Consider the following 26,338-nt stretch of genomic DNA (forward strand, 5'->3'; position numbering starts at 1 on the left):
AGTTTATCGTCGGGCGAGGTAACGCTCCAGTCCTTCATGGCGTAGGCGACAAGCAGGACAATGTCCGCAACCGTCACCAAGGACGCCGTTGTAACACGTGAGGGTCTCGCGGCGGACCAGATCGAAGACACCGAGGCGGTCGGAGAGGGCCCAGACGTCGGCCTTGTCGAGCCACATGAGTGGCGTATGGATGACGAACTGTGCATCCATTGCCAGGTTGAGCGTAACGTTAAGCGAGCGGACAAACGTGTCGCGGCAGTCAGGATAGCCACTGAAATCGGTCTCGGAGACGCCCGTAACGAGGTGACGGATGCCACGTTCAGCAGCGTAGACAGCGGCCATACTCAAGAAAAAGAGATTGCGACCGGGCACGAACGTGTTTGGTGGGCCCTCTGCGGGCTTCTCGCTGTCCATGAGTATGCGGGTGTCGGTGAGGGCACTGGTGCCGAGGGAGGCGATGAAAGACGCGTCGAGCACATCCCATGCTACATCAGCCGTGCGGGCGATACGTTGCGCCACGTTGACCTCCTCACGGTGCTTTTGCCCGTAGAGGAAGGTCAGCGCACGGACCTCTGCGAAGTGTTCCTTGGCCCAAAAGAGGCACGTGGTGGAGTCTTGTCCACCACTGAAAACGACGAGCGCAGCGTCGTGACGTGTATCGGTTTTCATAGCTCCTTAATCTTCCAAACGTTGTATGAGATACCCTCGTCGTAGGTGTCGGTCTCGTCGACGCGCTTGATGTAATGCACCACGCGGATGGTGACGGGTAGGATGAGGATCTCGTAGAGCGTCTTGAGCAGTGCCTGCACCGCGATCATCTTCAGTAGCTCATCGGCCGGGATGATGCCGCCGAAAGCGATGGGGAAGAAGAGGAGCGAGTCTGCACTTTCGCCCACCAACGTGGAGAGGATGGCGCGCGCTGAGAAGTTGCGGCCTGCAGACCGGATCTTCATGCGGCTCATCACATAGGCGTTGAGGAACGACCCAACGAGGAAGGCCAGCAGACTGGCAGCGGCAATGCGTGGAGCGAGTCCGAAGACGAAATTGAAGGCCTCCTCGCCCTCCCAAAACGGTGCGGCGGGTAGCATGACGGCTACGCGGCTGAGGATAATAACGAGGAAGTTCATCGCAAAGCCGAGCCAGATGATGAGGCGTGCCTTGCGGTAGCCCCAGACTTCGGCGATGCAGTCGTTAATGATGTAGGAGATGGGGAAGACGAGCAGTCCGGCAGTGACGGAGAGGATGTGCCCGCCGGGCATTTGCCAAAGCCTCACGACTTTGGTCTCTAACAGGTTGGACGCTACGAGGCAGGTGCAGAAGAGCACGCCGAGCATCATGAAGGATACGGATACTTTACTTTTCATCTATCTTGTTTTTAACGTGGTGTTCAAGCACACGGGGGGAGAGGCGTCGTATGGCTGCCTATCTCGGAGATCGCTGCCACTCCCTGCGCCGCAAACCATCGCGGCGGGCGCAAAAGTAGGGAAACGAGGCTACGGGAGGAATAGAGTGTCTCTCTCGGACGGTCGTCGAAGCTCTGAACCCTAAGGGTTTTGCCCTTGGACGGTCGTCGGAGCCCTGAACCCTGAGGGTTTTGCCCTCGGACGGTCGTCGGAGCTCTGAACCCTGAGGGTTTCGCCCTCGGACGGTCGTCGGAGTTCTAAACCCTGAGGGTTTTGCCCTTGGACGGTCGTCGGAGCTCTAAACCCTGAGGGTTTCGCCCTTGGACGGTCGTCGGAGCTCCGAACCCTGAGGGTTTTGCCCTCGGACGGTCGTCGGAGCATCTCAACGCCCAGGCGTAGACCCATATGAAAAGCGCCCGGCCTTACATCTTGCGTGTAAAGTCGGGCGCCACCTTTTTGTGTAAGCTGTTATTGGAATAATTCGCGTGGAGCATACGAGACTCGAACTCGTCACCTTTTGATTGCGAACCAAATGCTCTACCAAGATGAGCTAATGCCCCATGTTTTTGCCCGTTTCCCTCCGGAAATGACGGGGCAAAGATAGATGGATTTTGAAACCGCATTTTCGCTTGGGTACCGTGCGTTGCTGGGGATGCTCTACGCGCTATCTGTCCCACTGGGGGCAGAAAAAGGAAGCGGGCAAGCAGAACGGATTCGTTCTACCTGCCCGCCTCTGTGATCTGTAAAGCCGATTGGCGATTACTTCTTGTAGCGGTTGCCATAGCGGCTCATGAACTTGTCGACGCGGCCGGCGGTGTCCACCAGTTTTGCCTTGCCCGTGTAGAAGGGGTGCGAGCTGCTGGAGATTTCGAGCTTGACCAAGGGATAGGTCACACCTTCGATTTCGATCGTCTCTTTCGTGTTGATCGTGGAGCGGGTGATGAATACCTCTTCGTTCGACATGTCTTTGAAGGCTACCTGACGGTAGTTTTCCGGATGAAGTCCTTTTTTCATTGCGGTGCTGTTTTTATATGTATAAAATTGATTCGTTTCTTCCTGTGAAACAGTGCGCAAAAGTAGGATAAATGTCTATTGGCGCAAGAAGTGAGGCACTTGCGCAGCGTGTCAGTCCTGTTCGTAAGCAGCGCGGCCCGTCTCGTAGACGTTGCGGCCCTGGCTGTCGATGGCTACAATGACGGGCAGCTCTGTGACGGTCAGGCGGCGGATGGCTTCGGGGCCGAGGTCGTCGAAGGCGATCACCTCGGCAGTGTCGACACAGCGGGCCATGAGGGCGGCTGCTCCACCGATGGCGGCGAAGAAGACGCCGGTGTATTGCTTTAATGCGTCGACTACTTCGGCGTTGCGGAGGCCTTTGCCGATCATCACTTTCAGGCCTTCACGGATGAGGCGGGGCGAATAGGCGTCCATGCGACCGGCCGTGGTGGGGCCGACGGATCCGATGGGTTGCCCGGGCTTGGCGGGGCAGGGACCGGCGTAGTAGACGACTTGTCCGGTGAAGTCGAAGGGCATGGGTTCGCCGCGGTCGAGCATTTCGTAGAGGCGCTTATGGGCGGCGTCGCGGGCGGTGTAGATGGTGCCGGAGAGGTAGACGAGGTCGCCGGCTGTGAGTGAGCGGATGACGTCGTCGGTGAAGGGGGCACGCAGGATGCGTTTCTCTATTTGGGGTGTTGCTTCCATTATGTGTGATAGTCAAATTCAATTTCTATTTGGATGATGGGGAGGGGAGGCCGGATCTATTCTTGTCTTGATGCTTCTTCTTTTTTTCCCTTGGTGGCTCTTCTTTTCTTGTCTTGATGTCTCTTCTTTTCTTGTCTTGACACAAGAAAAGAAGCAAAAGAAGGTCAAGGCGTTAGGGACGCCGGCCAAGTTGGCCGGGTACCGGGAGAACTTCCTTGCCTCGGTAGAGGGCCCCACCGGGGCCGGGGAATATGGCCGGGTACTTCAAGATCAGAGTGACCCTTCGGCGTGGCGGGTGGCGTGGCAGCCGATGTTGACGGAGACGGGTAGGCCGGCGATGTGGGTGGCGAAGGTGAGGATGTGGACGGCCAGCGCGGTGGTAGATCCGCCGAAGCCGACGGGACCGATGCCGAGGCGATTGATGTCGTCATACAGCTCTTGCTCAAGGGCGGCCAGGTCGGGGCGCTCGTTGACGGAGCCGACGGGGCGCAGCAGGGCTTTCTTGCTGAGGTAGGCGGCGCGCTCCATCGTGCCACCAATGCCGACACCGACGATGGTCGGCGGACAGGGGTTGGCGCCGGCGTGCGAGACGGTATCGATGACGAACTGCTTGATGCCGGGCACACCGTCGCTGGGCATGAGCATTTTCAGGTCGCTCTTGTTTTCGCTGCCGAAGCCTTTGGGCGCGACAACGATGTGGAAGGCGTCGCCGGGCACCATCTCATAGTGGATGATGGCGGGCGTGTTGTCTTTCGTATTCACGCGGTCGATGGGGTCGCGAACGACAGACTTGCGGAGGTAGCCCTTCTCGTAGCCCTGGCGGACGCCCTGGTTGATGGCGTCCTCGATGAAGCCGCCGGTGATGCGGACGTCTTGGCCCCAGGTGACGAAGATGACGGTCATGCCGGTGTCTTGACAGATGGGGACGCGCTCCTCGCGGGCGATGCGGGCGTTGTCGATGAGGGTGGTGAGCACCTGACGACCCAGTGGTGAGCGCTCGGTCTGGAGGCAGCTATGAAACTTACGATCGATGTCGTCGGCCAGCACATAGCAGGCTTCGATGCAGAGACGCTCGACGAGGGTGGTGATCTTTTCTGCTTGAATTTCTCTCATTGGTAGTTACGTGCTAAGAAGTAATGGGTATTGCGGTTGCTGACGTCTTCCTGCGGATCGTCGATGAAGCCGATGAGGCAGAAGTGGCCTGTCTTGGGGTCTTCGACGAGGGTCTTGTGAAGGGAGAAGTCAATGATTTCAGATGTGTTGCGGACGTGGAAACGAGGGCCATCGCAGGGGATGACACGGTCGCCGATGCGGACGTGATCCTCGTCGTGGTAGGCGATGTGGAGATGCTCGGCAATGCGCTCGCGGACACGTGCCTCGAGGCGCTCCAGATCGATCTCGGGGCGCTGGCGAAACTTGAGCATGAAGCCGTTTCGGACGTCGGAGAAGTAGTACTCGTCGTCAGAGATGCCAAACTCGTCGCTGAGGAGGAGCGTGGTGATGTCTTCGGCCGAGTGGGCCATCTTGCGATACTTGAGCGACTCGTGGACGATGTCGTAGATGCTCTGTGGCAAGGGGCCGAAGACGCCGGGGCGGGCCACGATGATCTCTTCGCCGATACCCACGAGCAGGTCGGCGTTGCGGCCGAGGGCGTCGTAGAGCAGGTTGAAGTGCTCAACGACGACACGGCGCTTGCGCTCCAGCAGCGAGCGGACAAAGTCGGCGATCTCGTACATCTGCATAAAGGCCATCTGGAAGCGGACGTCGAAGTGATAGGTGGTGGCGTCCTCGATGTCGTTGAGCGGGTTGCGCACCTGCATGATCTTGCGCGGGTTGACGATGTCGTCATCGTTGGAGAGTTGCAGGCCGGGGAACATGCCCTTGATGAAGGACGATTTGCCAGCGCCGGCGTCGCCGAGGATGCCGATGAGGCGGTCGTTAAAGAAGAGGTGGCGGTGGCTGATCTGTTCGCCGAGGAACATGAGTCGCTCTTTGCCACGCGGCGCGAAGTACTGCGCCGAGACCATATATTCTTGTGCGTGATTGCGCATAGGAGCTGTTGGAACTAAAAACTAAAAACTAAAAGTGCCGGGGCCAAGGGACATCAGTCCCCCTCCCTCCTGCCGGTAGGGTAGGGGCGTATCGCATACGCCCTTTTAGACGGCCCGCAGGGCCGAATACAGATACCGAGGTTTGCCCCTGCCGGGGCATTAGTAGGGCGTATGCGATACGCCCCTACCCTACCGGCAGAATGAGACGAGGATGTTATGCCGGCACTACCCTATAAGGTAGTTCCTCGCTAACCTATAGGGTAGGACGATGCTAACCTATAAGGGTAGTCATCACTAACGCATCGGGTTTTGGAACAAAAACGGGGGCAGGAACCGTTTGTGTCGGTCTTGCCCCCGCTTCTTCATATAAGGACAATGAACGATTATAAATCAAACTCTAGCTTCATCAGGGGGACGTGCTGTTGGGCGCCGTAGACGTCCGTTTCGCCGAGCGCGCCGGAGGGGATCGGACGCACGATGGTGGTCTTGATCGCCTTGGCGGGGTCGAAGTGCACGATGCCGATGATGTCCGTCTCGGGGATGTGGTAAAGCGAGGCGAACATGGCGTTGTTGAATACGCCGGCGGCCTTGACGCGCTCATACATCTCATAGTCCTTGAAGATGACGTCGAAGGTCAGCTCGTAGGGGCCCGAGTTCTTGCTTCGGATCACCGAAGCCACGTCTGTCAGTTTGTAATGCATGATAGATATCCTCCTTTCTTATTCCTGTCCCTGATTGAAGCTGATGTAGCGCGCGGGGAACAGCTCGGTGGAGTTGTCGACCTGCATCAGGTGGTAGATGTTGAACTCGAAGACCTCGCCCATCTTGGCATCCGAGGGCGAGAAGGGGAAGGCCAGGTTGCCGGCCGTCGCGATGCGCCCTTCGTAGCCGAAGTGGAGCATGGTGCTGCGGGCGAATCCGCAGATGGTGTTGGCCTGTTCCTGGGTGGCGGCCACGGCCTCGATGATGATCAGCAGCTCGTCGCTGTGCGACTCTTCGGCGTCCTTGAACATGGCCATGACGCCCTTCTTGCCGTAGATCTTGAAGTCGAGGTAGAAGTCGGTGATGCCATAGTGCTCGAAGTTGTTCTTCACGCGATCCTTGACGCTGCGGACGATGTCGTCGATCTTCGAGATCATGATCGGATCCTTGACGCCGGCGCACGAGATGGTGCGATAGCCTACGCGGCGCACGCCTTCGAGCTTGACGAAGAACTTGTCCGTGGGGACGAACTTCGATCCGGCCACCTTCACCTTGTTGTCGTCCACCTGCGTGAAGGTACACTCGTGCAAGTCGAGGGCGCCACCGGGGCCAGGCAGTACGTAAGGGTTGGTCTTTTCGTAGAGCGTATGGGCGGCGATGGAGAGCGTGGTGCACTTGCGCAGGGGCGAGAGGGGCTCGAGCACAAAGTGATCCTTGCGGAGGTAGCCGAACATGCAGTCGCTACCGCTGCCGGGCAGGGCGGCGATGGCGGCACACTCGAGGATCTTGCCCATGTGGAGCGCCAAGGCCTTGTCGTAGCCCTGCTTGATGGCGAGGGCGGCGAAGACGGCGGGGTCGTACGAGCGACCGGCGATGATCACGTTCGCGCCTTCGTCCAAGGCTTTGATGTAGGGCTCTTCGCCGATCTGAGCGACGATGTGTACGGCCTCGTCGACGTCCTTTTCGGCGATCTCTTTGGCCGGGTGCAGGGGCGTCACTTGACCCTTGCGGAGCTTCTCCTTAACGAGCTCTTTGTCCAGCTCGGAGCCGATGATGGCCATCTTGAAGCTGAGCTTCTTCTCGCGGGCGATCTCCTTGACGATGTCCACGGCCCAGTCCAGATGCGGCGTAGCACCGCTGCCGCCGGCCGTGCCGACGATGACGGGGATGCCGGCCTCGATGGCGGCGGGGATCATAATCTCTAAGTCGCGCTTCACCGAGTTGCGGTCGGTGAACGACTTGCCGGCGCCGAGGTAATAGGGGCCGGGATCGGACGATCCGGCGTCGACAGCAATGACGTGCGGCGCACGTTTCATGCCCTCCACGAACGACTCCATCGGGAAGCCGTAGCCCAGGATGGCGGTGGGGGATAAGACTCTTAATTCTTCCATTTCTATTTAGAGGGTAGAGGTTAGAGGGTAGAGGGTAGAGGTTAGAGATCGGAGGATAGAGATCATCTATCCTCTATCCTCTACCCTCTAAAGGTTTTACTTCTTCGCTTTCCGGATGGCCAGGATACGGCTCATCTCGTTGAATACAATCATATAGCCCTCGTCGACGCCCATGCCCGGCTTAGCCAGATACTGTACGGGCTGAGTGGCCATAGCGATGTGTGCGCAGACTTCGGCCGAGCGGTTCGTCTCGTTGCAGGTGCCGCCGAGGTAGGCGCCCATGCCGTGCTCCTTGCAGTAGAGGACTGCCTCGATGGCGTTGTTGATGCCGCCGAGGTCGGGCGTCTTGATCTGGGCCATGTGGCCGGATTTCTCCTTCGAGAAGTCCACGATGTCCTCCAGCGTGTTGCACCATTCGTCGGCTACGATTTCGGCGTTGATGCCTTCGCGGTCGATCACGGCGCGGATGTCGCGCAGAGCCTTGATCTGTGCCTCGCGCTCGCCCATGTCCACTGGACCCTCGACGCGCAGCTTGAATGGCGCTGCGATGGCTGCCACCTCACCGATGTAGTGAGCGATGGCCTCGGGGTCGTTGTTGAAGACGATGCCCAGCGTGCCGTAGACGTCGATGTGGATCGTCGGGTTGTAGCCCTCGAAGGGTTTCAGCTTCTGGATGCGGTTGCGCAGCCACTCCACGTATTCCTTGATCTTCTCGCCCTTGAGGCCCACCTTCGTCTCGACGTGGTTGAAAAGGGCGTGCGGCAGTACGTCGGCGGCCTTCATGATCATCTTGTCGGCGTTCAGGTAGCGGTCGTCGCCCGACTGGGAGAAGATGGGGATGATGGTGTCGGAGATCTTCGTGACGTACTCGTCAGCGATGACTTCGGCCATGAGCAGGCCGCGGCTCTTGGCCACAGCGTCGAGGCAGGCTTGGGTCACGCCGTAGCGGATGGCGGTGTGATATTTCTGGCCCGTCTTGGGGTCTACATACTTGTCGGTGCGGTCAGCCATCTCGCGGAAGGTGGTGATCTCCTTGCCCACGTAAAGCGGAGCGATTTCCTTCTCGATAACGGGGATGAAGTCCTTGGCCAGGAAGAGCGGGTCGCGTCCGCCGGCTCCGGAGTACTGCACAGCGGCGCAGTCGCCGTAAGCCATCGCACCGTTTTCGAGTACGAAGATGACTGAGATCGATTCGCCAGCCTGACGAACGGCCGTGAATCCGGGGGTTACAGGCGTTCCTTCATAGAAAGCGCCGTCGTTTTTCGCTCCGTTCTTAATGGCCTTCTGATCGTCGAAGAAGAAGCCCGTCTTGCCGGGAGCGCAGATTACTTGGGTGATTTTCATTTCTGTTTCTATTTGATTGTGTGTACTTATTCCTTATGTCTATGTGTGATGCCCTCTGCCGGGGCTGTGGATGGAGTCAAACCACCTGGTTTGGCCCCAATCGGGGTTGGGTTTTGCATCAAACCACCTGGTTTGGCCCCAATCGGAGTCGGGTTTTGCATCAAACCACCTGGTTTGGCCCCAATCGGGGTCGGGTTTTGCTTCAAACCATTGGTTTGGCCCCAATCGGGGTCGGGTTTTGCTTCAAACCATTGGTTTGGCCCGAATCGGGGTCAGGTTTTGCTTCAAACCATTGGTTTGGTCCAAATCGGAGGTGGGTTTCGCTTCAAACCATTGGTTTGACCCGAATCGGGGTCGGGTTTTGCTTCAAACCATTGGTTTGACCCAATCGCGGGCCGGTTTTGGATCAAACCACCGGGTTTGATCCAAACCAAGCCCCTCGGAAGGCAGTCGCCTTTAGTGTTCGCTATTCGCTCCGCGCGGGCGTCCGACCAGGAAGCCCTTGCCGATGGCGTACACGTCGTCGATGACCATTTGGAAGCTCACAGGGCGGTTCTCAAACGCAGCGCGCTCCTCGAGCTTGCGGCGGTGGAAGTCTACGATGTCTTTCGAGAGCGGCAGCGCGCCCATGTCGAGCAGGCGGACGGCGCCCACATTGTCGCGCGCCGGCATGGCCTTACCCGCATTGTAGCGGCTGGGGGCGAAGGGGATATCGAGCACACCGGCCTCGAAGGCGGCCACCGTGCCCACGGCATAGTCGCCGCGGCCCAGCTCCTCGACCTTGCCCAGGATGCAGTGCATTTCGGCCGAGATGATCTCGCTCTCCTCTAATACGGCGGGTACGGTGCGGAAGTCCTGGTCGCGCAGCATGGAGGTCACCTGCTTCGTGGCGCGGAGCCCGGCGGCGTTAGCCTCCTTCGTGGGCACACCCATCGCCTCGTGCGGCGTCTTGACGATCACCTTCGTGGCCTTGGCCAACGCTGCGGCGGCCGCACCCCACGAGATCACGCCGAAGGCCTTGGCCTCGTCTTGCGGGAATCCGCCCATCCACTGGTGGAAGACGGTCGTCACACGCACGTCGTGGAAGCCGTACCTATCGAGGTAATCGCGCGTGAGTACGTTTAGAGTATGCAGCGCGGCCACGTCCTGGATCAGGTTGCCACACTGGCCGTATCCCACGGTGATGTCCTTCACGCCCTGCGCAGCGGCGAGGAGTGTCTCGAGGACGGCCACCGAGTTCGAGATACAAGGCGGGATCAGTGTGCCCGTCAGCGGCCCGAACGGCTCGCGGTTGATCGACACGCCCGCCTCTTCGTAGAGGCCCACCAGGCGGTCGGCGTACTGCCAGTGTGCGATGGTCTTTTCGATCGAGTGGCTCTTGGAGTAGGGGATGTTGTACGAGATGCCGCCACCCTCATACGAGGTGAATCCGCCGGCGATGGAGATCTCCGTCAGCAGGCGGGCGTCGGGCGTACCGTGGCGCACCTGCACGGGGCTCTTGAGCGCCGAGGTCACGTCGCGGCAGATCGTCTTGCCATAGTTCACGATCGGGAATCCGTTCAGCATCGAGCGGTTCGTCTCTTTACTCTTTTCGATACCCGTCTCGGCCTCGTGGTAGCGGTTCAGACGCGTGTAGCTGTCCACCGTCGTAGGCAGCAGGTCGGCCTCGCCCTCGGTCTCGAGGAATTGGAGCAGCTTCTTGTGCTCCTCCGGCAGGGCCACACCGGCACGCGGCTGGATCAGAGTCCGCCGTTCCTCGGTAGCCTTTTGCAGCTTAGCGCCGAAACGCTTTTCTGCGGGGATGGATTTTTGATAGGCCACGGCCTCGTCGAAATCGATGTCTCGCCCCGTGTGCCATTGTCCAAGCACCTCCTTACGCTCGGCGAAGAAGGCGTCTTCTGAAATCTTCTGATTGCTGATTTCCATGTGTCTTATGTCTCTCTGTTTTTGCTGTTTCTATTTTGATGATGCGGTCTTTAACCGCTTTCGGAGTGTATTACATACGCCCCAGTTTATATCCGGCCAAGTTTTCCGGGTACCCGGCCAAACTTCCCTGCCCCCGGTGGGGGCCTTTTGCTCCTTTTCTTGTGTCAAGACAAGAAAAGGAGAAGAACAAGGGCTTCTTTATCCCGTGTCAAGACAAGAAAAGGAGAAGAACAGGGGCTTTGCCCCTTTACCCCCACCTTCTTTTCTTCCATCAAGGGAAGAAAAGAAGGCAAAAGAAGATCAAGGCGTCAGGGACGCCGGCCAAGTTTTCCGGGTACCCGGCCAAACTTCCCTGCCCCGGCAGGGGACGTCAGGGACGCTGGCCAAGTTTTCCGGGTATGTTATGCATCTACGGCGCAGTAGGTAGAGGGTAGAATCACTTCTGACTACCCGGCCTTTAGGCCGTAACTACCGGGGGCAAAGCCCCCTGACTACCGCGCCCGAATGGGCGCATAACTACCTGCGGCCGACAGGCCGTTAAGTAATCTCTTCTTTCATAATGCGCAGCGCCAGCTCCGGATTGACGGCGCTCAGCAGCCCCATCGAGGCGAAGATGTAGCGTCGGTCTAACTTGTAGGACGGGTGCTGCGGTTTGGCGTAAGTGAAGTCGCTCGCGTCGGCCTTCGAACCCTCGAGGATGTAGTCCGGGTGCTCGCTGTGGATGATGGCGCCGCCAATGCCGACCACGTAAGCCACATCGGCGAGGTCTTTCCCCGTCAGCGCGAACAACTGTCCGCACGGCGTGTAGACCGTCTGGTAGACGCCGCAATGGCGCTCCACCGCGAGGCGTATGGCACCGCGTGCCAGCTCCTCCTCGATGCGTTGCTCCACGCTGCCCGACTCGGCCAAGGTGTCCGGATGCTCCGTGCAGCGGTGCACCCACGCCTCCACCTGATCGCGTCCGGCAGCAGCCGCATCGGCCACCGCGTCGAGATCCAGCTCATCGGCCAGCGACGACAGACTGTAACGCATGCCCAGATCGCCCTCCACCGTACGCTTGGCATACGGCTCCGGCAGACCCTTCGTCACTGCGCCGTCGATCGTCGGCTTACCGTCCGTCATCGAGTAGACGTCCGTCGTGGCTCCGCCAATGTCGATAGCCAGCAGATCGCCCACGCCGGCCTCCTTGCGGGTGCCTTTGCTGAAGAGTTCGCAACCGTTCATCACCGCCAGTGGCGTAGGGATGATGCGGTGCGGCGTCATTTCCTGCACACGGCTCAGCCCTTTGGCCTCGATGATGCGACTGATGAAGAGTTCCTTGATCTTCTCCTTCGCCGGCGCGATGTTGAGCCGATTAAACTCCGGCATCACATTGTCCGTGATCACATAGTTCTTGTTCGACGCTGCAAAGACCTCCTCCAGCTCGTACGAGGCCGACTTGTTGCCAGCCACGATGACGGAGAAGTTGCGATCGATGGCGCAGAGGCGTCGGGCATTGGCCACGATCACCTCCTTGTTGCCGCCGTCCGTACCGCCGCAGAGCAGCACTAAGTCGGGGTCGATACGGTAGATCTCGTCTTGCTCCTGCTTCGAAATCTCGAAGGCGTACGTCTTCACCACCTTGGCGCCAGCGCTGGAGGCTGCCAGACGGGCTGCCTTGGATGTCAGCTCAGGCACCAGCCCTAATGCGACCATCTTCAGCCCGCCCGCAGCACTGCTGCAGCAGAGCAGCTCGTCGTACGCAAACGGTTCGCCGAGCGATTCCTCCAGCTGCGCCAGTGCGTTGCGGAAGCCCACACGCACGTCCGTGTCGATCGTGGTGAAGGCCGCAGCAGTGGCCACCACACAACCGCGATCAGCGTCGATGGCGCTCAATTTCGTGTACGTAGACCCGAAATCGACAGTTAGGTATTTCATCGTTGAATGTGAGAGTGTGTGGGGGAAGAATGCTTATTGAGCGGCCGCAGCGGCTTCGCGTGCTTCGAGGAGTGCTTGCAGGTCTTGGATCGTCGTCTCGATGGCTGTGCCCGGGGGATAAACCTTATTGAAGCCCATCGCCATGAAGCGCTTCTCAACGTCTTCAAAGTTCTGCTTACCCACCACGAGGTTGCCGCCAGCAAAGAGGGGAATGTCTTTCAGACCGGCCTCGTCACACTTCTCGCGCAGCCCGTTGCAGTCGATCTCGCCGTGCCCATAGAGCGACGAAACGAGGATGGCGTCTGCGTTAGTCTCCAACGCGGCTTCGATATACTCTTCCTGTGCCACCATCACGCCCAGGTTGACGACCTTGAAGCCGGCCTGCTGGAGCGCAAAGGCGATGATCTTATTGCCGACAGCATGCGCGTCAGCTCCGATCACTCCTGTTACGATAGTTTTTTGTTCCATTATTATTTGATTGAGGATGGGGCAAAGGAAAAGACTTTGCCATGAATAAAACAAGCCTGATCTGCGGATTTTTTAACGAGCTTACGATCTCGTCTAAACAGCATTTCGTGCGGTAACAAACCGACAGCAAAGGCCGCCTTTCAGTTTCGATCCGTTGAGGCCCTGCGAGGAGCCTGATGGGCGCAAGGTCGCCGCGGAGCTTTCCAGCCTCTCGGCCGACCGTCGCACAGCTGCCTGCGCCCATCCAACTTCCGTTATTAGAATTTAGTTATTCACTTAGCTTTGCGCTCCCAAAATCAGGGGGAAGGGACACTCATAAGAGAGATACACAATAACAATACACACATCAATCACACACTCACAGAGAAAATCATGAGCAAAAAGAACTTCTTGCCATTCCTTGTAATGGCCGCCATTCTCATGGCACTCGCTTCCTGCTCGGGGAAGCTCAAGCCGCTTTCGGCGCAGTACATTCAGGCCGATCCGCAGCCCTTAGAGGTCGTCGGCGGACAAGTGCCCGTCACGATTAGTATCGCTTATCCCGCCAAGTGGTTCAAGAAAAACGCTACGCTGACGATCACGCCCGTGCTCCGCTATCCCGGTGGAGAAACGTGGGGCACGGCTTACACCTTCCAAGGCGAAAAGGTGCGCGCCAACAACCAAGTGATCCCTTACGGTACGGGTGGCAACGTCACCATGAAGTCGTCTTTCAAGTATAAACCCGAGATGAAGCGATCGGAGCTTTACCTGACCTTCGACGTGAAGATCGGCAACAAGTCGTCGCGACTGCCCGACATCAAAATAGCCGACGGCGTCATCGCCACCTCCGCGCTGGCTAACGCCGCCACGGCCAACCCCGCCGTCGGTGCCGACAAGTTCCAACGCATCATCAAGGAGGCCTACGACGCCAACATCCTCTTCCTCATCCAGCAGGCCGAACTCCGCTCCAATGAGTTGAGCAAGGGCGAACTGAAGGACTGGAAGGATCGCGTGAAGAAGGCTAACGATGCCGCCAACCAAAACGTCTCCGTCGAAGTCTCTGCCTACGCCTCACCCGACGGCGGACTCTCGCTCAACGAATCGCTGGCCGAGCGACGCGAAGCCAACACGACGCGCTACCTGAAAGGCGAACTGAACAAACGCAAAATCGACGTCCCCGTCGGCGCACACTATACGGCTCAGGACTGGGAGGGCTTCAAGGAGCTCGTCTCGAAGTCGAACTTGCAAGACAAAGACCTCGTCCTGCGCGTCCTCTCCATGTATTCCGACCCTGAGCAGCGCGAGCGTGAGATCAAGAACATCTCCACCGTCTTCCGCTCCCTGGCCGACGAGATCCTGCCCAAGCTGCGCCGCTCACGCCTGACGGCCAACATCGAAATCATCGGTAAATCGGACGAGGAGATCAGCCGTCTGGCACAGTCGAACCCTAAAGCGCTCAACGTCGAGGAGCTGCTCTACGCCGCCACCCTGACCACGAACGACGTCGACCGCGAGGCGATCTACACCAAGGCCTCCGAGCTCTTCCCCGGCGACTGCCGCACTTGGAACAACATCGGTATGCAGCGCTACTACGCCGGCGACCTCCGCAAGGCAGAGGAACTCTTCAACAAGTCCAACAGCGTGCAGCAAAATAGCGCCGCCAACATCAACCTCGGCCTCCTGGCCCTCACCCGTGGCGAGCGCGACAAGGCGCAGCAGCTCATCGGCGGCGCCTCTGACGTGGCCGAGCTTGGCGAGGCCCTCGGCATGCTCTACCTCGAGCAGGGCGACTACGCCAAGGCCGTCAGCTCGTTCGGCGCTGCGAAGACGAACAACGCCGCCCTGGCCCAGATCCTCACCAAGGATTACAGCAAGGCCTCGCAGACCCTCAACGCCGTCACCCGCCCGGACGCAACGACGGACTACCTCAAGGCCATCGTCTCCGCCCGCACGAACGACGCTGCCGGCGTCATCAGCCACCTCAAGGCGGCCATCAGCAAGAAGAAATCCCTGGCCCGTGAGGCTGCTAACGACCTGGAGTTCGCTAAGTACGCCAAGGACGCAGCCTTCACGAACCTCGTGCGATAACTGAAACAATTCATTAGAGACGGCCTCGGCCGATCTCGTTTTCTAAAAGAATTAGAGGCGGCGCGCACCCGTGAAGGGCCCGGCCGCCTCGCTTTTTTTCACCCCTTTTTTCTTCATGATTATGTCTGAAAACCCTCTCCCCAGGCCGTTGCTTGGTCTGTTCACACCCCAAAACGGCGTCCTGGGCGCATTGCTCGGTTGGTTCACACCTAAAAACGGCGTCTTGGGCGTGTTGCTTGGTCTGTTCACACCCAAAAACGGCGTCCCGGGCGCGTTGCTACATGGGTTTACGCCCAAATTCCGGGTGTTAGCCCCGATACTGAATGTGGCTGTTCTGGCCATCTGCTTGTCTGCATGCGGCGGACAGGCGCGGATAGATAAAGAGGATCTGGCGGCCCGTGAGGCTGCGCGACAATACGCTGACTCTGCGGCGTGGCAGACGATCGATCGTGCCGATTTCTCCATCCGGTATCCGAGCGACTGGACGCTGCAGCCCGAGATCGAGAACGCTGTCTTTTATCTCTATGCCCCGGCAGAGAGCGACGGGGATCGGTTCCGCGAGAATGTGTCGCTCGTCGTGGAGGTACTCCCCAGCGGGAAATACGATGCCGATAGCTACGTCGAGGAGGCCGTCAAACTCCTGCAAGTTCAGGTGACAAAGAATGAGCGCGTCGAGTGGGCCGGTCACGTGGGGCGCCGATTGGTCTATACGCAGCGACCTGCGTTGGATATTGTGACTACGAACGAGCTTTACGTGTGGGTCATCAACGGAAAGGCTTACCTGCTTGCGTTCAGTCGCGAGGAGGGAAACGATGGCGAGCAAGCCATCACGGGGCAGCGCATCCTGCAAACCTTTGAGTTGAAATAAAAGCACCCTATGCGCGATCCTGGATCGACGTATCATTTTAGGGCTATCGTCTTCGGGCGGTAGCCCTATATTTTTACTGGTTCGGTTCGTTGATCGTGATAAATAGGTCTAACATGTAACTCGAAAGTGCTTTTGAATAAGATCAAAGGCATAATCATGTAACTCGAAATAGCTTTTGATTGCGATCAAAGGCATAAAATGTAAGTGAATAATGGTCTTGATTGCGGCGCGGTGTGTAATTCATAAACAAGTTTGTGCTTTTGAATGGGATCGGAGGTGTGCCTCAGTAGGTAGTTGGCTGTTTTGAATAAAGCGGAGAGGTGAGCAGCGATACAGGGTATAGATTCGCGAGGTGGAGGTGTGAATGAGATGGTAGATAGTTGGTGTATTGCTTAATGTATGAGAGATAAGACGCGCAACATGTTAGATATACAGCAAAGAAGAAACGCCCCCACAGGCCGGATTTTGGCCCCCAACAGCCCGAGAAATGAACCGCAGACGCCGTTTTTGGCCGTGAACAGACCCAAAAACACACCTAAAGACACCGCTCGCACCCCCGATTCGCCCTAACTTTGCGCCCGTACATTAGAATTTGACTCCGAACCCTATGCATTTACCTGCGCTTATTGTCGATTTGGTCGTTATTCTCATTGCTGCGGGCCTGACCACCCTGCTTTTCAAATGGCTCAAACAGCCGCTCGTATTGGGCTACCTGTTGGCGGGCGTGCTGGCGGGGCCGGCCGTCAAGGTACTGCCGACGGTGCGCGAGGTCTCGAGCATCGACACATGGGGCGAGATCGGCGTCATCTTCCTGCTCTTCAACCTCGGGCTCGACTTCAGCGTCAAGAAGCTGATGAAAGTCGGGGGTACGGCCACGGTGGGCGCCGCCACGGTGCTCATCGGCATGATGTTCGTCGGCTACACGGTCGGCTCGGCCCTCGGGCTGGATCGGATGAACTGCATCTTCCTCGGCGCCATGCTGTCCATGTCGTCCACGACGATCATCTTCAAAGCCTTCGACGAGATGGGGCTGCGCAGCCGACAGTTTACGGGCGTCGTGTTCGGTATCCTCATCGTGGAAGACATCTTCGCCGTGCTCATGCTCGTGTTGCTCTCCACGCTGGCCGTCAGCCGCTCGTTCGAGGGCGAGGAGCTGCTGATGAACATCGGCCGACTGGTGCTTTTCCTGGTAGGCTGCTTCGTGTTTGGCATCTATTTCATCCCCACGATCCTCCGGGCGATACGGAAATACCTGACCGACGAGATGCTGCTCATCGTCAGCATCGGGCTTTGCTTCGGGCTGGTGTACATCGCCAACGCGATGGGCTTCTCGTCGGCCCTGGGAGCGTTCATGATGGGCGCCATCCTGGCCGAAACGGTCGAGGCGGAGCATATCGAGGGGCTGGTCAAGCCGGTGAAAGACCTCTTCGGGGCCATCTTCTTCGTCTCCGTGGGCATGCTGATCGACCTCGAGGTCTTGTGGGAATATAAATGGTACGTGGCCATCCTCACGGCGGTCGTCATGGTCGGGCAGCTGCTGTTTGGCACGTGCGGTGTGCTGCTCTCGGGCCGGCCGCTCAAGACGGCCATCCAGAGCGGTTTCTCGTTGACGCAGATCGGTGAGTTCGCCTTCATCCTCGCCTCGCAAGGCATAGCGCTGAAGGTGATGCAGCCCTATATGTACCCCATCATCGTGGCCGTTTCCGTGGTCACCACCTTCTTCACGCCCTACATGATCCGCCTGGCCGATCCGGCTTATGCCCGCCTGGAGCGCGGCCTGCCCGCCAGCTGGATCCGCTTCTTGGACCGCTACGCATCGGGCTCGAACACCATCCGCCAGCAGAGCGAATGGCGACAGTTCCTGCGCGCCGTCAGTCGGTTTGTGGGCGTTTACTTGGCCGTGACGCTTGTGCTGCTCTTCGTCTGGCTGCAATTCGCCGTGCCGCTCATCTGCCGCCTGCTCCCGGGGCTCAACGGCCGACTGGTATCGCTTGTGGCGCTGCTCCTGCTCATGGCGCCGCTGCTGCGGGCCATTATGATGAAGAAGAATCGCTCCGAGGCCTTCCAGCGGCTCTGGAGCGACAACAAATACAACCGTGGCCCGCTCGTTTCGCTCATTGCGCTGCGCATTGTCCTGGCGCTGGCCTTGGTGCAGGTGCCTACGGCCATGCTGCTGCACATCAATCCGCTGTGGGAGGCCGCGATCACGGTGGGCGTTGTGCTCGTCATCCTGTTTTCGAAGGGCGTCCAGGCACGGTCGATCCTCATCGAGCAACATTTCGTCAGCAACCTCTCGGCGCGTGAGGCCGAGAAGGATCGGCGTGCACCCGTGCGGCGTGACTTTGCCAACCATCTCCTGGAGCGCGACCTCCACCTGACGGATATTGAGATCCGCCCCGACTCGCCCAGCGTAGGGCTGACGCTGAAAGAGCTGGACTTTCGTCGGAAGTGCAACGTGAACGTGGTGACCATCATTCGCGGCGGTCGGCGGATCAATATCCCCGGCGGTGAAGAGCGCCTCTACCCGTCGGACAAGGTGGTCGTGGTCGGTTCCGACGCCGACATCCAGCGCTTCCTGCAATACGTGACCGACCGCTACAACAAGGCCGCCGAGGCACGCCGTAAACAGAAGCGGAAGGAGATGAACATCGAGCAGTTCATCGTCGTGGAGGGCTCGCGACTGGTGGGCCGCTCGATCCGTGAGTCCGGCATCCGCGACAAATCGCAGTGCCTCGTGATCGGTATCGAGCGCGGCGACACGTCGCTCAAGAATCCGCCGCCCTCCACCGTCTTCGAGCCGGGCGACATCGTCTGGATCGTGGGCGAACACGAGAAAGCCATCCAGCTGAGCGAGGGCAAGACGTTGTGATGGCGAATTGTCTGTGATTAGATCGGCTGCCCGACAGCCCCCTCCTCACTCACCCAGAAGAATCAAACCCATTTTATACTACACACATGATGAAAGAACGAAAACTACTACTCGTCTCGGCCGTCGGCCGACGTGCCTCGTAGGGCTGCTTGTCCTACTGGCCCTCGTCACCCCTTCGGTGGCGCACGCGCAGCTTGGGCGCCCCACAGAGGCGCATGATCACGACCACGAAGGGCGGATTTTCGCCGGTGGTGCACTGACCTATTGGCGCAACACGAAGGAGCGAACGACCACCTTCGACTTTAGCCCCGAGATCGGCTATCTCTTCAACGACACCTGGGGCACAGGCCTCCTTCTCGGCTATGAGCACGGGTCGGCAGGCGAAGGCCCTGCTCGCAGCGTAGAGAATGCCTTCAAGATCTCCCCTTTCGTGCGCTGCTACTACATGCATCGGGGGCCTTTCAACCTGTTCATGGATGGCGGCGCGGGAGTCAACTTTGCCGAGGAGCGCAAGGGCGGATCGGTGGAGCGTCGCAACGGCTTTGAGGTCGGTATCCGCCCCGGTGGCTGTGTCGATCTGACCGAGGGACTGTGCCTCTGCCTTCGCTTCGGTTTTCTCGGCTACCGCAGTGGCTACTTCTCCGGTGAAGAACCAGGCCTCGGGCAAGACGGCTTCGGTATACGCTTCGATCCCGAAGAGCTAATGATCGGGTTGGAGCTGGAGTTCTGACCGTTTCGACCTCAGTCTACAGACGCGAAAGGGGGTATGTCCTTCATTGGGACATACCCCCTTCTTCTGTGCTGTCGGACGCAGCGAGAGCGGGATCAGTGCGCGGCAATGACCTCAATCTCCACGAGACCGCCCTTCGGCAACTTGCACACGTCGATGGCCGACCGTGCGGGACAATCCATGCCGGCAAACTGCGCGGCGTAGACCTCGTTGACGACGGCGAAGTCGTTCATGTCGACCAGAAAGACGGTGGCCTTCACCACGTCTGCCAGCGTGTATCCGGCTTCGGTGAGGATGGCGCGGAGGTTACGGAAGGCCTGTTCGGCCTGTTCGCGGACACCGCCCGGTACAAAATCGCCCGTAGCCGGGTCGAGGCCCAGCTGACCGGACACAAACAGCAGGTTGCCCGCCTCTACAGCCTGACTGTAGGGCCCAATGGCCGCGGGCGCTTGGTTGGTTGCAATTACTCTTTTCATTTCAGTATAGGGTTAGGGATGAATTTATGCCTGGTTGACGGCGCGAATCACAGCGTCCACCTCCTCGTCGGTGAGGGTAGGATACATCGGTAGGCTGAGGATCGCGTCGGCGAAGTCGTCGGTCGGGGTACGGGGCACGTCCTTGCATGGGCCGTGGTAGGCACGTTGTCGACGGATGGGAACTGGGTAGTGGATGAGTGTGCCGACACCCTCTTGTGCCAGTCGCTCGGAGAGTGCGGTGCGGTCCTTGGCCCGGACGACAAAGAGGTGGTAGTTCGGCAGACCGTACGCATGCTCCGTAAGGCATTCCACAGCCGTCAGTCCGGCACGGTAGCGTGCTGCAATGGTGCGCCTACGGACGTTCCAAGTGTCGAGGTGGCGCAGTTTGACGCGCAGGATGGCCGCCTGCATCTCGTCTAACCGGCTGTTGATGCCTTCGTAGTCGTGATGATAGCGCACCGTCTGCCCGTAGTTACGCAGCGAGCGGAGGCGTTCGGCCGTGGCGTCGTCGTTGGTTGTGATCGCACCGCCGTCGCCATAGGCGCCGAGGTTCTTGGTGGGGTAAAAGGAGTAGGCGGCGCAGTCGCCCCAGCCTCCCGCCTTACGGTCGTGATAGGTCGTGCCTGCCGCTTGCGCACAGTCCTCCATCACCTTCAGCCCGTGCGCCCGTGCGATACGGAGGATGGCGTCCATGTCGCAGCTCTGCCCGTAGAGGTGGACGGGGATGAGGCATTTGGTGCGTGGGGTGATCTGTGCCTCGATGAGGCGTTCGTCCAGGAGGCCATCTTCCGGACGGATGTCGACGACGACCGGGGTAGCGCCGGCTTGTACGATGCCGGTGACGGTGGCGAAGGCGGTCATGTCGGTGGTGATCACCTCGTCGCCGGGGCCAATATCCATGCCGCGCAAGGCCAGAGCGATGGCCTCGGTACCGTTGGCCACACCCACACAATGGCGGACGCCGAGGTAGTCGGCAAACTCACGTTCGAAGGCCTCGCCTTCTTTCCCGAGGATGTACCAGCCGGAGTCGAGCACACGGCGCAGGGCCGCGTCGATCTCGGTGCGGATAGCCTCGTATTCGCGCTTGAATTCGTTGAATAGGATCATATTGTCAGAATCGTTATCGGCCTTTGGCCGGGTAGTAATTAGAGAATTGTTCTATGTCGGGGCGGTTCATATGTCCGCCTGTTGTTTGACGAAGAGAGCGCTCCATGTAACCTGAAGCCTTGGCAGAATGTCTGCCGGCGTCATCACACCCCATGATAGCCTCGGCAGAATGTCTGCCGGCGTCACCACACCCCATGGTAGCCCTGGCGACAGTGTCGCCGGCGTCACCACACCCCATGGTGGCCTCGGCAGAATGTCTGCCGACGTTACCACACCCCATGATAGCTTCGGCAGAATGTCTGCGGGCATCATCACACCCCATGATAGCCTCGGCAGAATGTCTGCCGGCGTTACCACACCCCATGGTGGCCCTGGCGACAGTGTCGCCGGCGTTATCACACCCCATGGTGGTCCTGGCGACAGTGTCGCCGGCGTCACCACACCCCATGGTAGCCCTGGCGACAGTGTCGCCGACGTTATCACACCCCATGGTAGCCCTGGCGACAGTGTCGCCGGCGTTACCACACCCCATGGTAGCCTCGGCGACAGTGTCGCCGGCGTTATCACACCCCATGGTAGCCCTGGCGACAGTGTCGCCGGCGTTATCACACCCCATGGTAGCCCTGGCGACAGTGTCGCCGGCGTTATCACACCCCATGGTAGCCCTGGCGACAGTGTCGCCGGCGTTATCACACCCCTTCCGATAGTTGTGCACACGTGCCTCCTTCATACTTCTGGCTGTTGTTTCGGCTGCTCCTCCTTGACGATGCCGAAGGGTGTGCGGGTCAGGCGATGGGTGCGTGTTTCGCGGCGCAGGGCATGGTTGAAGCGGAGGGCGTCGGGTGTGACGTAGCCGCGCGAATGGTCGAGGTGGAGGCAGATGGCGGAGTAGCGGATCTGTCGGCCACGGATGCCTGCGTTCTCGAGGCGTTCGCCCAGCTCGCGGTCCTCGCCGCCATAGGCCATGCGTTCGTCGAAACCGTTCGCAGCCAAGATGTCGAGGAGCCAGCCCGAGGCGTTGTGCCCGTTCCATGTCGGGCGCGTGGGGGTGAAGGTGTTCAGCAGAGACTCCTTGAGGCCGAAGGCGGTGAGCTTGTTGTTCTTGAACGACCGCGGCATGCCGTGCGACTTGAGCCACGGGCTGCGGAAGCACCGGCCGCTGAGGATGTCGTCTCGGGTAATAGCCTTCGACGTCGCCATCGGCAGCTTGTGGTAGCCGCCACTGAGGAAGCGTCCTGGTGCACGGCGTGCGAGGTGCATGGCCACGAAGTCGCAGCGCGGGATGCAGTCGCCGTCGCTGAAAAGCAGGTAGCCCGTCGTGGCCTCTGCGATGGCTCGGTTCAGGATCTCGCATTTGCGGAAGCCGTTGTCCGGGTGCCAGACGTGGCGGATGGGGAAGGTCACCTCGCCCTGCATGCGTTCGATTAGGCTTCGGGTGCGGTCGTCCGACCCGTCGTCGGCAATCACCACCTCGAAGCGCCGATCCGTCTGCGCCTCGTAACCCCAGAGCACTTTCTCGAGCCACTCGGGCTGGTTGTAGGTGGAAAGGATCACGGACAACTTCTTCCGGTGGCCCTCCGCCGCCACATCATCCAGGGCGATAGGCAGCGGACGTTTGCGGGCGAAGCGTCGCCAGAAGGCCCGTCGGGCCGAGAGCATCCACGCCGTGCATTGCACCTCGTCTGCTCCGCGTGCCTCGGCATACACTTTGGCCAACAGGAAGAACATCCCATCTCCGCCCCACAGTCGGGCGAAGTTCTCGCAGCCACTGCGCACCGATACGGGGCCAAAGTGCATGCGGTTGATGTCGACCAAACAGAAGTCTATGCCTTGGGCACCTTTCCGGAAGAGGATGTTGCCGGGCGAATAGTCGGCGTGCAGGAACCCCGCCTCGTGCACCCGCGCTGTGAAGCGGGCGAAGGCGCGGAGGATGTCCTCCCGACCGTCGATGCCGCCGCGCCCGAACTCGTAGAAGTTGCGGTCGTGGGGCACTTGCTCGCTGACGAAGTAGCTGCGGCGGAGCAGTCCGCCCTGCCGTTCGATGAGGCAGGCCAGCGGTGTGGGCGTCTCGATGTCCGCCTGACGTAGGCGCAGTGCATAGTCGTAGGCGCGTCGAGCCTTGGGGGCACGGAAGAACGTGTAGACGAAACGTAAGGGGAGGGGCGGCACGCGATAACGCTTCACGTTGATCTGGCGGCCGTCCGGGAGGTCAAACACACGGATCTCGTTACGCTGGCGATAGATCACCCGGCCGCCCTGCTCGAAGGTCTCGGGCAGCGAATGGACGAAGCGGCGCAGCGACTCGTCGGCGTCGGGGGTGAGCGTCACGTCAATGCTTGAGGCCACGGAGCGTGCGTTGCGAGTTGTCGTTCAGCGTGAGGCGAATCAGGCAGGCACCCGTGGGGAGTGTGTGCGTGTCGACCGTCGTGCCCGGGCGATCCTGCTTCAGGAGGAGTCTGCCGTCAGCGCCGAAGATCTCAATCTGGCTGACGCGCTCGGGGGCACTGAGGGTGAGGTGATCGCCGAAGGGATTTGGGTAGATGGCTGGCTCAGCGGCATCCACCTCGGCGTTGGCCGTCGGGGTGAAGGACACGACCGCGCTCGGTTCGCTCTCATTGCGGCCATAGATAGCTGCCACCTGATAGTTCACCGTCCGCGTCAGCGTTGAGGGATCGGTGTAGCGCGTCGGTGTGGTGCCGACGGTGGCCAGCTTGGCGCGATCGCGATAGATGGTGTAACCCGTCACCTCGGGGAAGGCATAGGGCTGCATACTGCGCAGCGCTGCACGTTCGCTGACGTCCTCCACCCGTGCACTGCGCAGGCGAGGCGTAACATCAGACGGGGGGAGCACTTGTGCCCGACGACAGTCTGCATTCGTGCCGCATTCTTCCTGCACTCCCCTGCGCGAGCTGACCACGGCGGAGAGGAAGAAGTTGTAGTTGAATTTCGCTGCGTCCTTGCCCGTGTGCAGACGTTCCCAAGCGTGGCCGTCGAAGGAGTAGAGGTCGCCCTTGCCATCGATGGCGGGGCCCTCGTCACAGACGGCGGGGAAGTTGGTGGCGTCGGCCGTGAGGTGGGCCACATAGATGGCTACCGTGAGCGCTTCGGCACCGTCGATGGTGAAAGGCGTGGTGAGCGTCACGGTGTTTGTCACGCCGTAGGTGAAGGCTTGCGTGATAGCCTGTCGGTAGACACGGCGACCTTGTGAGATGTAGACTTCATACGTGTTGCCGCGTGTGGGGGAGAAGCGTACGGCGGTGATGGTGCGGAGGTTCAGGGGCGCAATGTCCGTAGGCTCCCAGCGTTGGCCGAAATAGAAGGGACGCGCCTCGCCGGTATTGTTCACGTTCACCTGATAGTGTGCCCGCGAGCCGCCCCAGTAGATGGATTGCTCGTACACGGGAGCCTCCCAGAGGATGGCTGCCCGGCCATTGGTGGTGCGTGTCACCTTCACGTTCGTCGGTGCCTTGAGGGCGACCTGTTCGAGGAGGGTCGTGCTGCCGTTCGACTCGTTGCCGGACGCATAGACGGCGGTCACGGCGTAGGCGAGCGTCCCCTGTCCCGGTGTCGTATCGATGTAGGAGGTCGTGGTCGACTCGCCGATCTTCGTTTGGTTGCGATAGATGTAGTAGGTACGGGGAGCGCCCGAAGTCGGGGCTGTCCACGTCAGGCGGACGCGTCCGTTATCCATGACAGCCTTCAATCCGCTCGGAGCACTGGCGCTGCGGTGATAACGTCCATCGAGCACCTCCACACCGCTGTTCGTGGGGTCGAGGAAACGGTCGAAATGCGTGTCTGTGCCCGCCTGTTTGTTCCAGTGATAGCTGAGCTTGCCATAGAGGTTGTCGCCCTCAGGCTTTGTGCACGCCGACGTACCGCCCGTCAGCGAACCCACGATGCGGTGGCTGCTGTTGAAGAGCGGTGCACCCGACGAGCCCACCTCGGTCACTCCGTGGCCATTGTCGGTCTGGGCAAAGACGGCGTTCCAGTGGGCATTCGGTGCGCCTTCCAGGCTACCCTCGCCGTAGAACGTAGCCGAGCTTAGGGGGCGGGTATAGGTTGAGATCTTCATGTAGTCGCCTTGCGGATGATGGAGCGAGATGCCCCAGGCCGATGCCTGCTCGCTGCGATCCCAGCCGTTATAGTAGACGTTGTAATCCTCCGGGATGCTCTGCCGGAGCAACAGCAGGAGTCCGTCCGATCCGCCGTGGGTAGGCGTGGAGGCCAGGCGGGTGCAGCCCACCATGCTGCGCGTGGGCGTCGTTTGCCCGTCGCTGCGGCAGGTGCTGTACGCCTTATGGAAGATGAACTGCCACTGGCGCAGCTCCTCGTCGGTAGCCTTGACGCCTGTGGCATCTTGTCCGCAATGGGTGGCGGTGAGGATGTAGGGCTTCAGATCCTGAGCCGTATTGTTCAGCAGGGCGCCGGTACAGACATAGCCACGGTCGTTGATCCGTTGGATCATTTGGCAGACGCCCCGCTTCTCGTTTTGCCAGGAGTCGCCCTCGGAGCAGTTCACGTTCACCTCGCACGAGGCCGCTGTCCGTCGGAGCTGCGCCCCTTGTCGCCACGTACGGTCGCCCTCGGGCAGGTTGTAGCCATACCCTACGGCCTCGATCTCCAGTCGTGGCTGACGGCCGTCCGGGCCCGGAGCGTATTCCAGCGTGATGGCATCGCCCGAAATGAAACTCGTGGCGAAGCGTCCGCCGTCGGGGTTGGTGGCGTGGGTATAGGCCCCCAACAGCTCCGATTTGTCCTGATTATATAGGTAGAGGCGCCCACCTTCGGGGATGAGGAAGTCGGCGTAATAGAGCATCAGGGCCTGTGCACCCTCGGCCTCGATCTCCAGCTGCCAGATGGTCTGGCCGTCGGGGAGGGTGGTCCATGCGCCGGCGTTCTGGGGGGTCATCTTGACGTCGATGAGTCGGGAGACGCATCGCGGCGCCAATCCCTCGCTCTCGCGCCAGCTGCCGACCAGCTTTTCGTCGGCTATGCTGAAGTTCACGGCCACCTTCTCGGCCGCGGCTCGACTGCGCAGCGTCTGTTCATAGCGGAAGCTGGGAGGTGTGCCCCCCAGACTTATCTGCGCCTTAGCGCCCCAGGCCATTCCCCAGGCCAGGCACCCCGCCAGTGCGGCGCGCAGGATCGTTGATTGAATAGGAGTCATAATAGCAATAGTTACGGCTCGCAAGTGGAGGCGAGCGGCGCAAAAGTAGGCCGATTTCGACGATCGAGGGGGGCCGTGAACCGACGCTCCGGGGGTGGGCCGTCCTGCCTCGCGGCCGGTCGGACTTGGGGAGGTGGCCGCAAGGCAGCCCGGA

At 59.9% G+C, this 26,338-nt stretch carries 21 protein-coding genes and 1 tRNA gene; 4 read left to right on the forward strand and 18 right to left on the reverse strand.

The window, feature by feature from the left end:
• Positions 1–3: 3 nt before the first annotated feature.
• The 13 genes from queC to glmS form a co-directional block, all read right to left on the reverse strand.
• The gene (gene queC / locus C7123_RS07385; protein ID WP_069176293.1) at positions 4–669 is read right to left on the reverse strand and encodes a 7-cyano-7-deazaguanine synthase QueC; all 666 of its coding nucleotides are present in this window, start codon (positions 667–669) and stop codon (positions 4–6) included.
• Positions 666–1,364 (reverse strand): queuosine precursor transporter, encoded by a 699-nt coding sequence (locus C7123_RS07390; protein WP_037980945.1) that lies wholly within the window; start codon positions 1,362–1,364, stop codon positions 666–668. Before C7123_RS07390 ends, queC begins: the two co-directional genes overlap by 4 nt.
• A gap of 525 nt (positions 1,365–1,889) precedes the next feature.
• Positions 1,890–1,963: transfer RNA gene (locus tag C7123_RS07395), tRNA-Ala, on the reverse strand.
• A gap of 199 nt (positions 1,964–2,162) precedes the next feature.
• The gene (locus tag C7123_RS07400) at positions 2,163–2,417 is read right to left on the reverse strand and encodes a type B 50S ribosomal protein L31 (protein WP_037980691.1); all 255 of its coding nucleotides are present in this window, start codon (positions 2,415–2,417) and stop codon (positions 2,163–2,165) included.
• A gap of 111 nt (positions 2,418–2,528) precedes the next feature.
• On the reverse strand, positions 2,529–3,101 hold the full coding sequence (locus tag C7123_RS07405) for a Fe-S-containing hydro-lyase (RefSeq protein ID WP_037983622.1): 573 nt from the start codon (positions 3,099–3,101) through the stop codon (positions 2,529–2,531).
• 270 nt (positions 3,102–3,371) lie between these two features.
• A complete protein-coding gene (locus C7123_RS07410; RefSeq protein WP_069174596.1) occupies positions 3,372–4,214 on the reverse strand; it encodes a fumarate hydratase in 843 nt (280 codons plus the stop codon).
• Positions 4,211–5,152 carry an alanine-tRNA synthetase second additional domain-containing protein gene (locus C7123_RS07415; RefSeq protein WP_038012262.1) on the reverse strand — a complete coding sequence of 314 codons (942 nt, stop codon included), beginning with the start codon at positions 5,150–5,152 and terminating at the stop codon, positions 4,211–4,213. Before C7123_RS07415 ends, C7123_RS07410 begins: the two co-directional genes overlap by 4 nt.
• Positions 5,153–5,535: 383 nt before the next feature.
• A complete protein-coding gene (locus C7123_RS07420; protein WP_107490619.1) occupies positions 5,536–5,856 on the reverse strand; it encodes a DUF4387 domain-containing protein in 321 nt (106 codons plus the stop codon).
• Positions 5,857–5,871: 15 nt separating this feature from the next.
• The gene (locus C7123_RS07425) at positions 5,872–7,245 is read right to left on the reverse strand and encodes an acyclic terpene utilization AtuA family protein (RefSeq protein WP_038012264.1); all 1,374 of its coding nucleotides are present in this window, start codon (positions 7,243–7,245) and stop codon (positions 5,872–5,874) included.
• 96 nt (positions 7,246–7,341) lie between these two features.
• Positions 7,342–8,589 carry a methylaspartate ammonia-lyase gene (locus C7123_RS07430; RefSeq protein ID WP_069174598.1) on the reverse strand — a complete coding sequence of 416 codons (1,248 nt, stop codon included), beginning with the start codon at positions 8,587–8,589 and terminating at the stop codon, positions 7,342–7,344.
• A 456-nt stretch (positions 8,590–9,045) separates the two neighbouring features.
• Positions 9,046–10,515 (reverse strand): methylaspartate mutase subunit E, encoded by a 1,470-nt coding sequence (locus C7123_RS07435; protein WP_069174599.1) that lies wholly within the window; start codon positions 10,513–10,515, stop codon positions 9,046–9,048.
• A gap of 537 nt (positions 10,516–11,052) precedes the next feature.
• The gene (glmL, locus tag C7123_RS07440; RefSeq protein ID WP_069174600.1) at positions 11,053–12,432 is read right to left on the reverse strand and encodes a methylaspartate mutase accessory protein GlmL; all 1,380 of its coding nucleotides are present in this window, start codon (positions 12,430–12,432) and stop codon (positions 11,053–11,055) included.
• Between the two features lie 33 nt (positions 12,433–12,465).
• Positions 12,466–12,900: a methylaspartate mutase subunit S gene (gene glmS / locus C7123_RS07445; protein WP_069174601.1), complete on the reverse strand. Its 435-nt coding sequence runs from the start codon at positions 12,898–12,900 to the stop codon at positions 12,466–12,468.
• Between the two features lie 372 nt (positions 12,901–13,272).
• Here glmS and C7123_RS07450 point away from each other — a divergent pair, with 372 nt between their 5' ends.
• From C7123_RS07450 to C7123_RS07465, 4 genes are all read left to right on the forward strand, one after another.
• Positions 13,273–14,967, forward strand: coding sequence for a tetratricopeptide repeat protein (locus C7123_RS07450; protein WP_069174602.1), 1,695 nt, complete (start codon positions 13,273–13,275; stop codon positions 14,965–14,967).
• 121 nt (positions 14,968–15,088) lie between these two features.
• A complete protein-coding gene (locus C7123_RS07455) occupies positions 15,089–15,835 on the forward strand; it encodes a hypothetical protein (RefSeq protein ID WP_159049866.1) in 747 nt (248 codons plus the stop codon).
• Positions 15,836–16,442: 607 nt separating this feature from the next.
• Positions 16,443–18,704: a cation:proton antiporter domain-containing protein gene (locus tag C7123_RS07460; protein ID WP_069174604.1), complete on the forward strand. Its 2,262-nt coding sequence runs from the start codon at positions 16,443–16,445 to the stop codon at positions 18,702–18,704.
• Positions 18,705–18,882: 178 nt separating this feature from the next.
• Positions 18,883–19,434: a hypothetical protein gene (locus C7123_RS07465; RefSeq protein WP_069174605.1), complete on the forward strand. Its 552-nt coding sequence runs from the start codon at positions 18,883–18,885 to the stop codon at positions 19,432–19,434.
• Positions 19,435–19,529: 95 nt separating this feature from the next.
• Here C7123_RS07465 and C7123_RS07470 read toward each other — a convergent pair whose 3' ends face one another.
• Genes C7123_RS07470 through C7123_RS07490 form a run of 5 tightly spaced genes read right to left on the reverse strand, consistent with a single transcriptional unit; the run spans position 19,530 to position 26,184 of the window.
• Positions 19,530–19,910 (reverse strand): RidA family protein, encoded by a 381-nt coding sequence (locus C7123_RS07470; RefSeq protein WP_037980662.1) that lies wholly within the window; start codon positions 19,908–19,910, stop codon positions 19,530–19,532.
• A gap of 24 nt (positions 19,911–19,934) precedes the next feature.
• Positions 19,935–21,017, reverse strand: coding sequence for a DegT/DnrJ/EryC1/StrS family aminotransferase (locus C7123_RS07475; RefSeq protein WP_069174606.1), 1,083 nt, complete (start codon positions 21,015–21,017; stop codon positions 19,935–19,937).
• 13 nt (positions 21,018–21,030) lie between these two features.
• Positions 21,031–21,747: a hypothetical protein gene (locus C7123_RS07480; protein WP_069174607.1), complete on the reverse strand. Its 717-nt coding sequence runs from the start codon at positions 21,745–21,747 to the stop codon at positions 21,031–21,033.
• A complete protein-coding gene (locus tag C7123_RS13355) occupies positions 21,744–23,363 on the reverse strand; it encodes a glycosyltransferase (protein ID WP_159049867.1) in 1,620 nt (539 codons plus the stop codon). Before C7123_RS13355 ends, C7123_RS07480 begins: the two co-directional genes overlap by 4 nt.
• The gene (locus C7123_RS07490; protein WP_069174608.1) at positions 23,347–26,184 is read right to left on the reverse strand and encodes a trypsin-like serine protease; all 2,838 of its coding nucleotides are present in this window, start codon (positions 26,182–26,184) and stop codon (positions 23,347–23,349) included. The genes C7123_RS13355 and C7123_RS07490 overlap by 17 nt, the downstream gene beginning before the upstream one ends.
• Positions 26,185–26,338 lie beyond the last annotated feature (154 nt).

The sequence above is a fragment of the Tannerella serpentiformis genome, from assembly GCF_003033925.1.
In the GTDB taxonomy this organism is placed as follows: Bacteria; Bacteroidota; Bacteroidia; order Bacteroidales; family Tannerellaceae; genus Tannerella; species Tannerella serpentiformis.

Excerpts from the sequence above, each read along its gene's own strand:
- queC (WP_069176293.1), bottom strand. The coding sequence starts at position 669 with ATGAAAACCGATACACGTCACGACGCTGCGCTCGTCGTTTTCAGTGGT.
- C7123_RS07390 (WP_037980945.1), bottom strand. The coding sequence starts at position 1,364 with ATGAAAAGTAAAGTATCCGTATCCTTCATGATGCTCGGCGTGCTCTTC.
- C7123_RS07400 (WP_037980691.1), bottom strand. The coding sequence starts at position 2,417 with ATGAAAAAAGGACTTCATCCGGAAAACTACCGTCAGGTAGCCTTCAAA.
- C7123_RS07405 (WP_037983622.1), bottom strand. The coding sequence starts at position 3,101 with ATGGAAGCAACACCCCAAATAGAGAAACGCATCCTGCGTGCCCCCTTC.
- C7123_RS07410 (WP_069174596.1), bottom strand. The coding sequence starts at position 4,214 with ATGAGAGAAATTCAAGCAGAAAAGATCACCACCCTCGTCGAGCGTCTC.
- C7123_RS07415 (WP_038012262.1), bottom strand. The coding sequence starts at position 5,152 with ATGCGCAATCACGCACAAGAATATATGGTCTCGGCGCAGTACTTCGCG.
- C7123_RS07425 (WP_038012264.1), bottom strand. The coding sequence starts at position 7,245 with ATGGAAGAATTAAGAGTCTTATCCCCCACCGCCATCCTGGGCTACGGC.
- C7123_RS07430 (WP_069174598.1), bottom strand. The coding sequence starts at position 8,589 with ATGAAAATCACCCAAGTAATCTGCGCTCCCGGCAAGACGGGCTTCTTC.
- C7123_RS07435 (WP_069174599.1), bottom strand. The coding sequence starts at position 10,515 with ATGGAAATCAGCAATCAGAAGATTTCAGAAGACGCCTTCTTCGCCGAG.
- glmL (WP_069174600.1), bottom strand. The coding sequence starts at position 12,432 with ATGAAATACCTAACTGTCGATTTCGGGTCTACGTACACGAAATTGAGC.
- glmS (WP_069174601.1), bottom strand. The coding sequence starts at position 12,900 with ATGGAACAAAAAACTATCGTAACAGGAGTGATCGGAGCTGACGCGCAT.
- C7123_RS07450 (WP_069174602.1), top strand. The coding sequence starts at position 13,273 with ATGAGCAAAAAGAACTTCTTGCCATTCCTTGTAATGGCCGCCATTCTC.
- C7123_RS07455 (WP_159049866.1), top strand. The coding sequence starts at position 15,089 with ATGTCTGAAAACCCTCTCCCCAGGCCGTTGCTTGGTCTGTTCACACCC.
- C7123_RS07460 (WP_069174604.1), top strand. The coding sequence starts at position 16,443 with ATGCATTTACCTGCGCTTATTGTCGATTTGGTCGTTATTCTCATTGCT.
- C7123_RS07470 (WP_037980662.1), bottom strand. The coding sequence starts at position 19,910 with ATGAAAAGAGTAATTGCAACCAACCAAGCGCCCGCGGCCATTGGGCCC.
- C7123_RS07475 (WP_069174606.1), bottom strand. The coding sequence starts at position 21,017 with ATGATCCTATTCAACGAATTCAAGCGCGAATACGAGGCTATCCGCACC.
- C7123_RS07480 (WP_069174607.1), bottom strand. The coding sequence starts at position 21,747 with ATGAAGGAGGCACGTGTGCACAACTATCGGAAGGGGTGTGATAACGCC.
- C7123_RS07490 (WP_069174608.1), bottom strand. The coding sequence starts at position 26,184 with ATGACTCCTATTCAATCAACGATCCTGCGCGCCGCACTGGCGGGGTGC.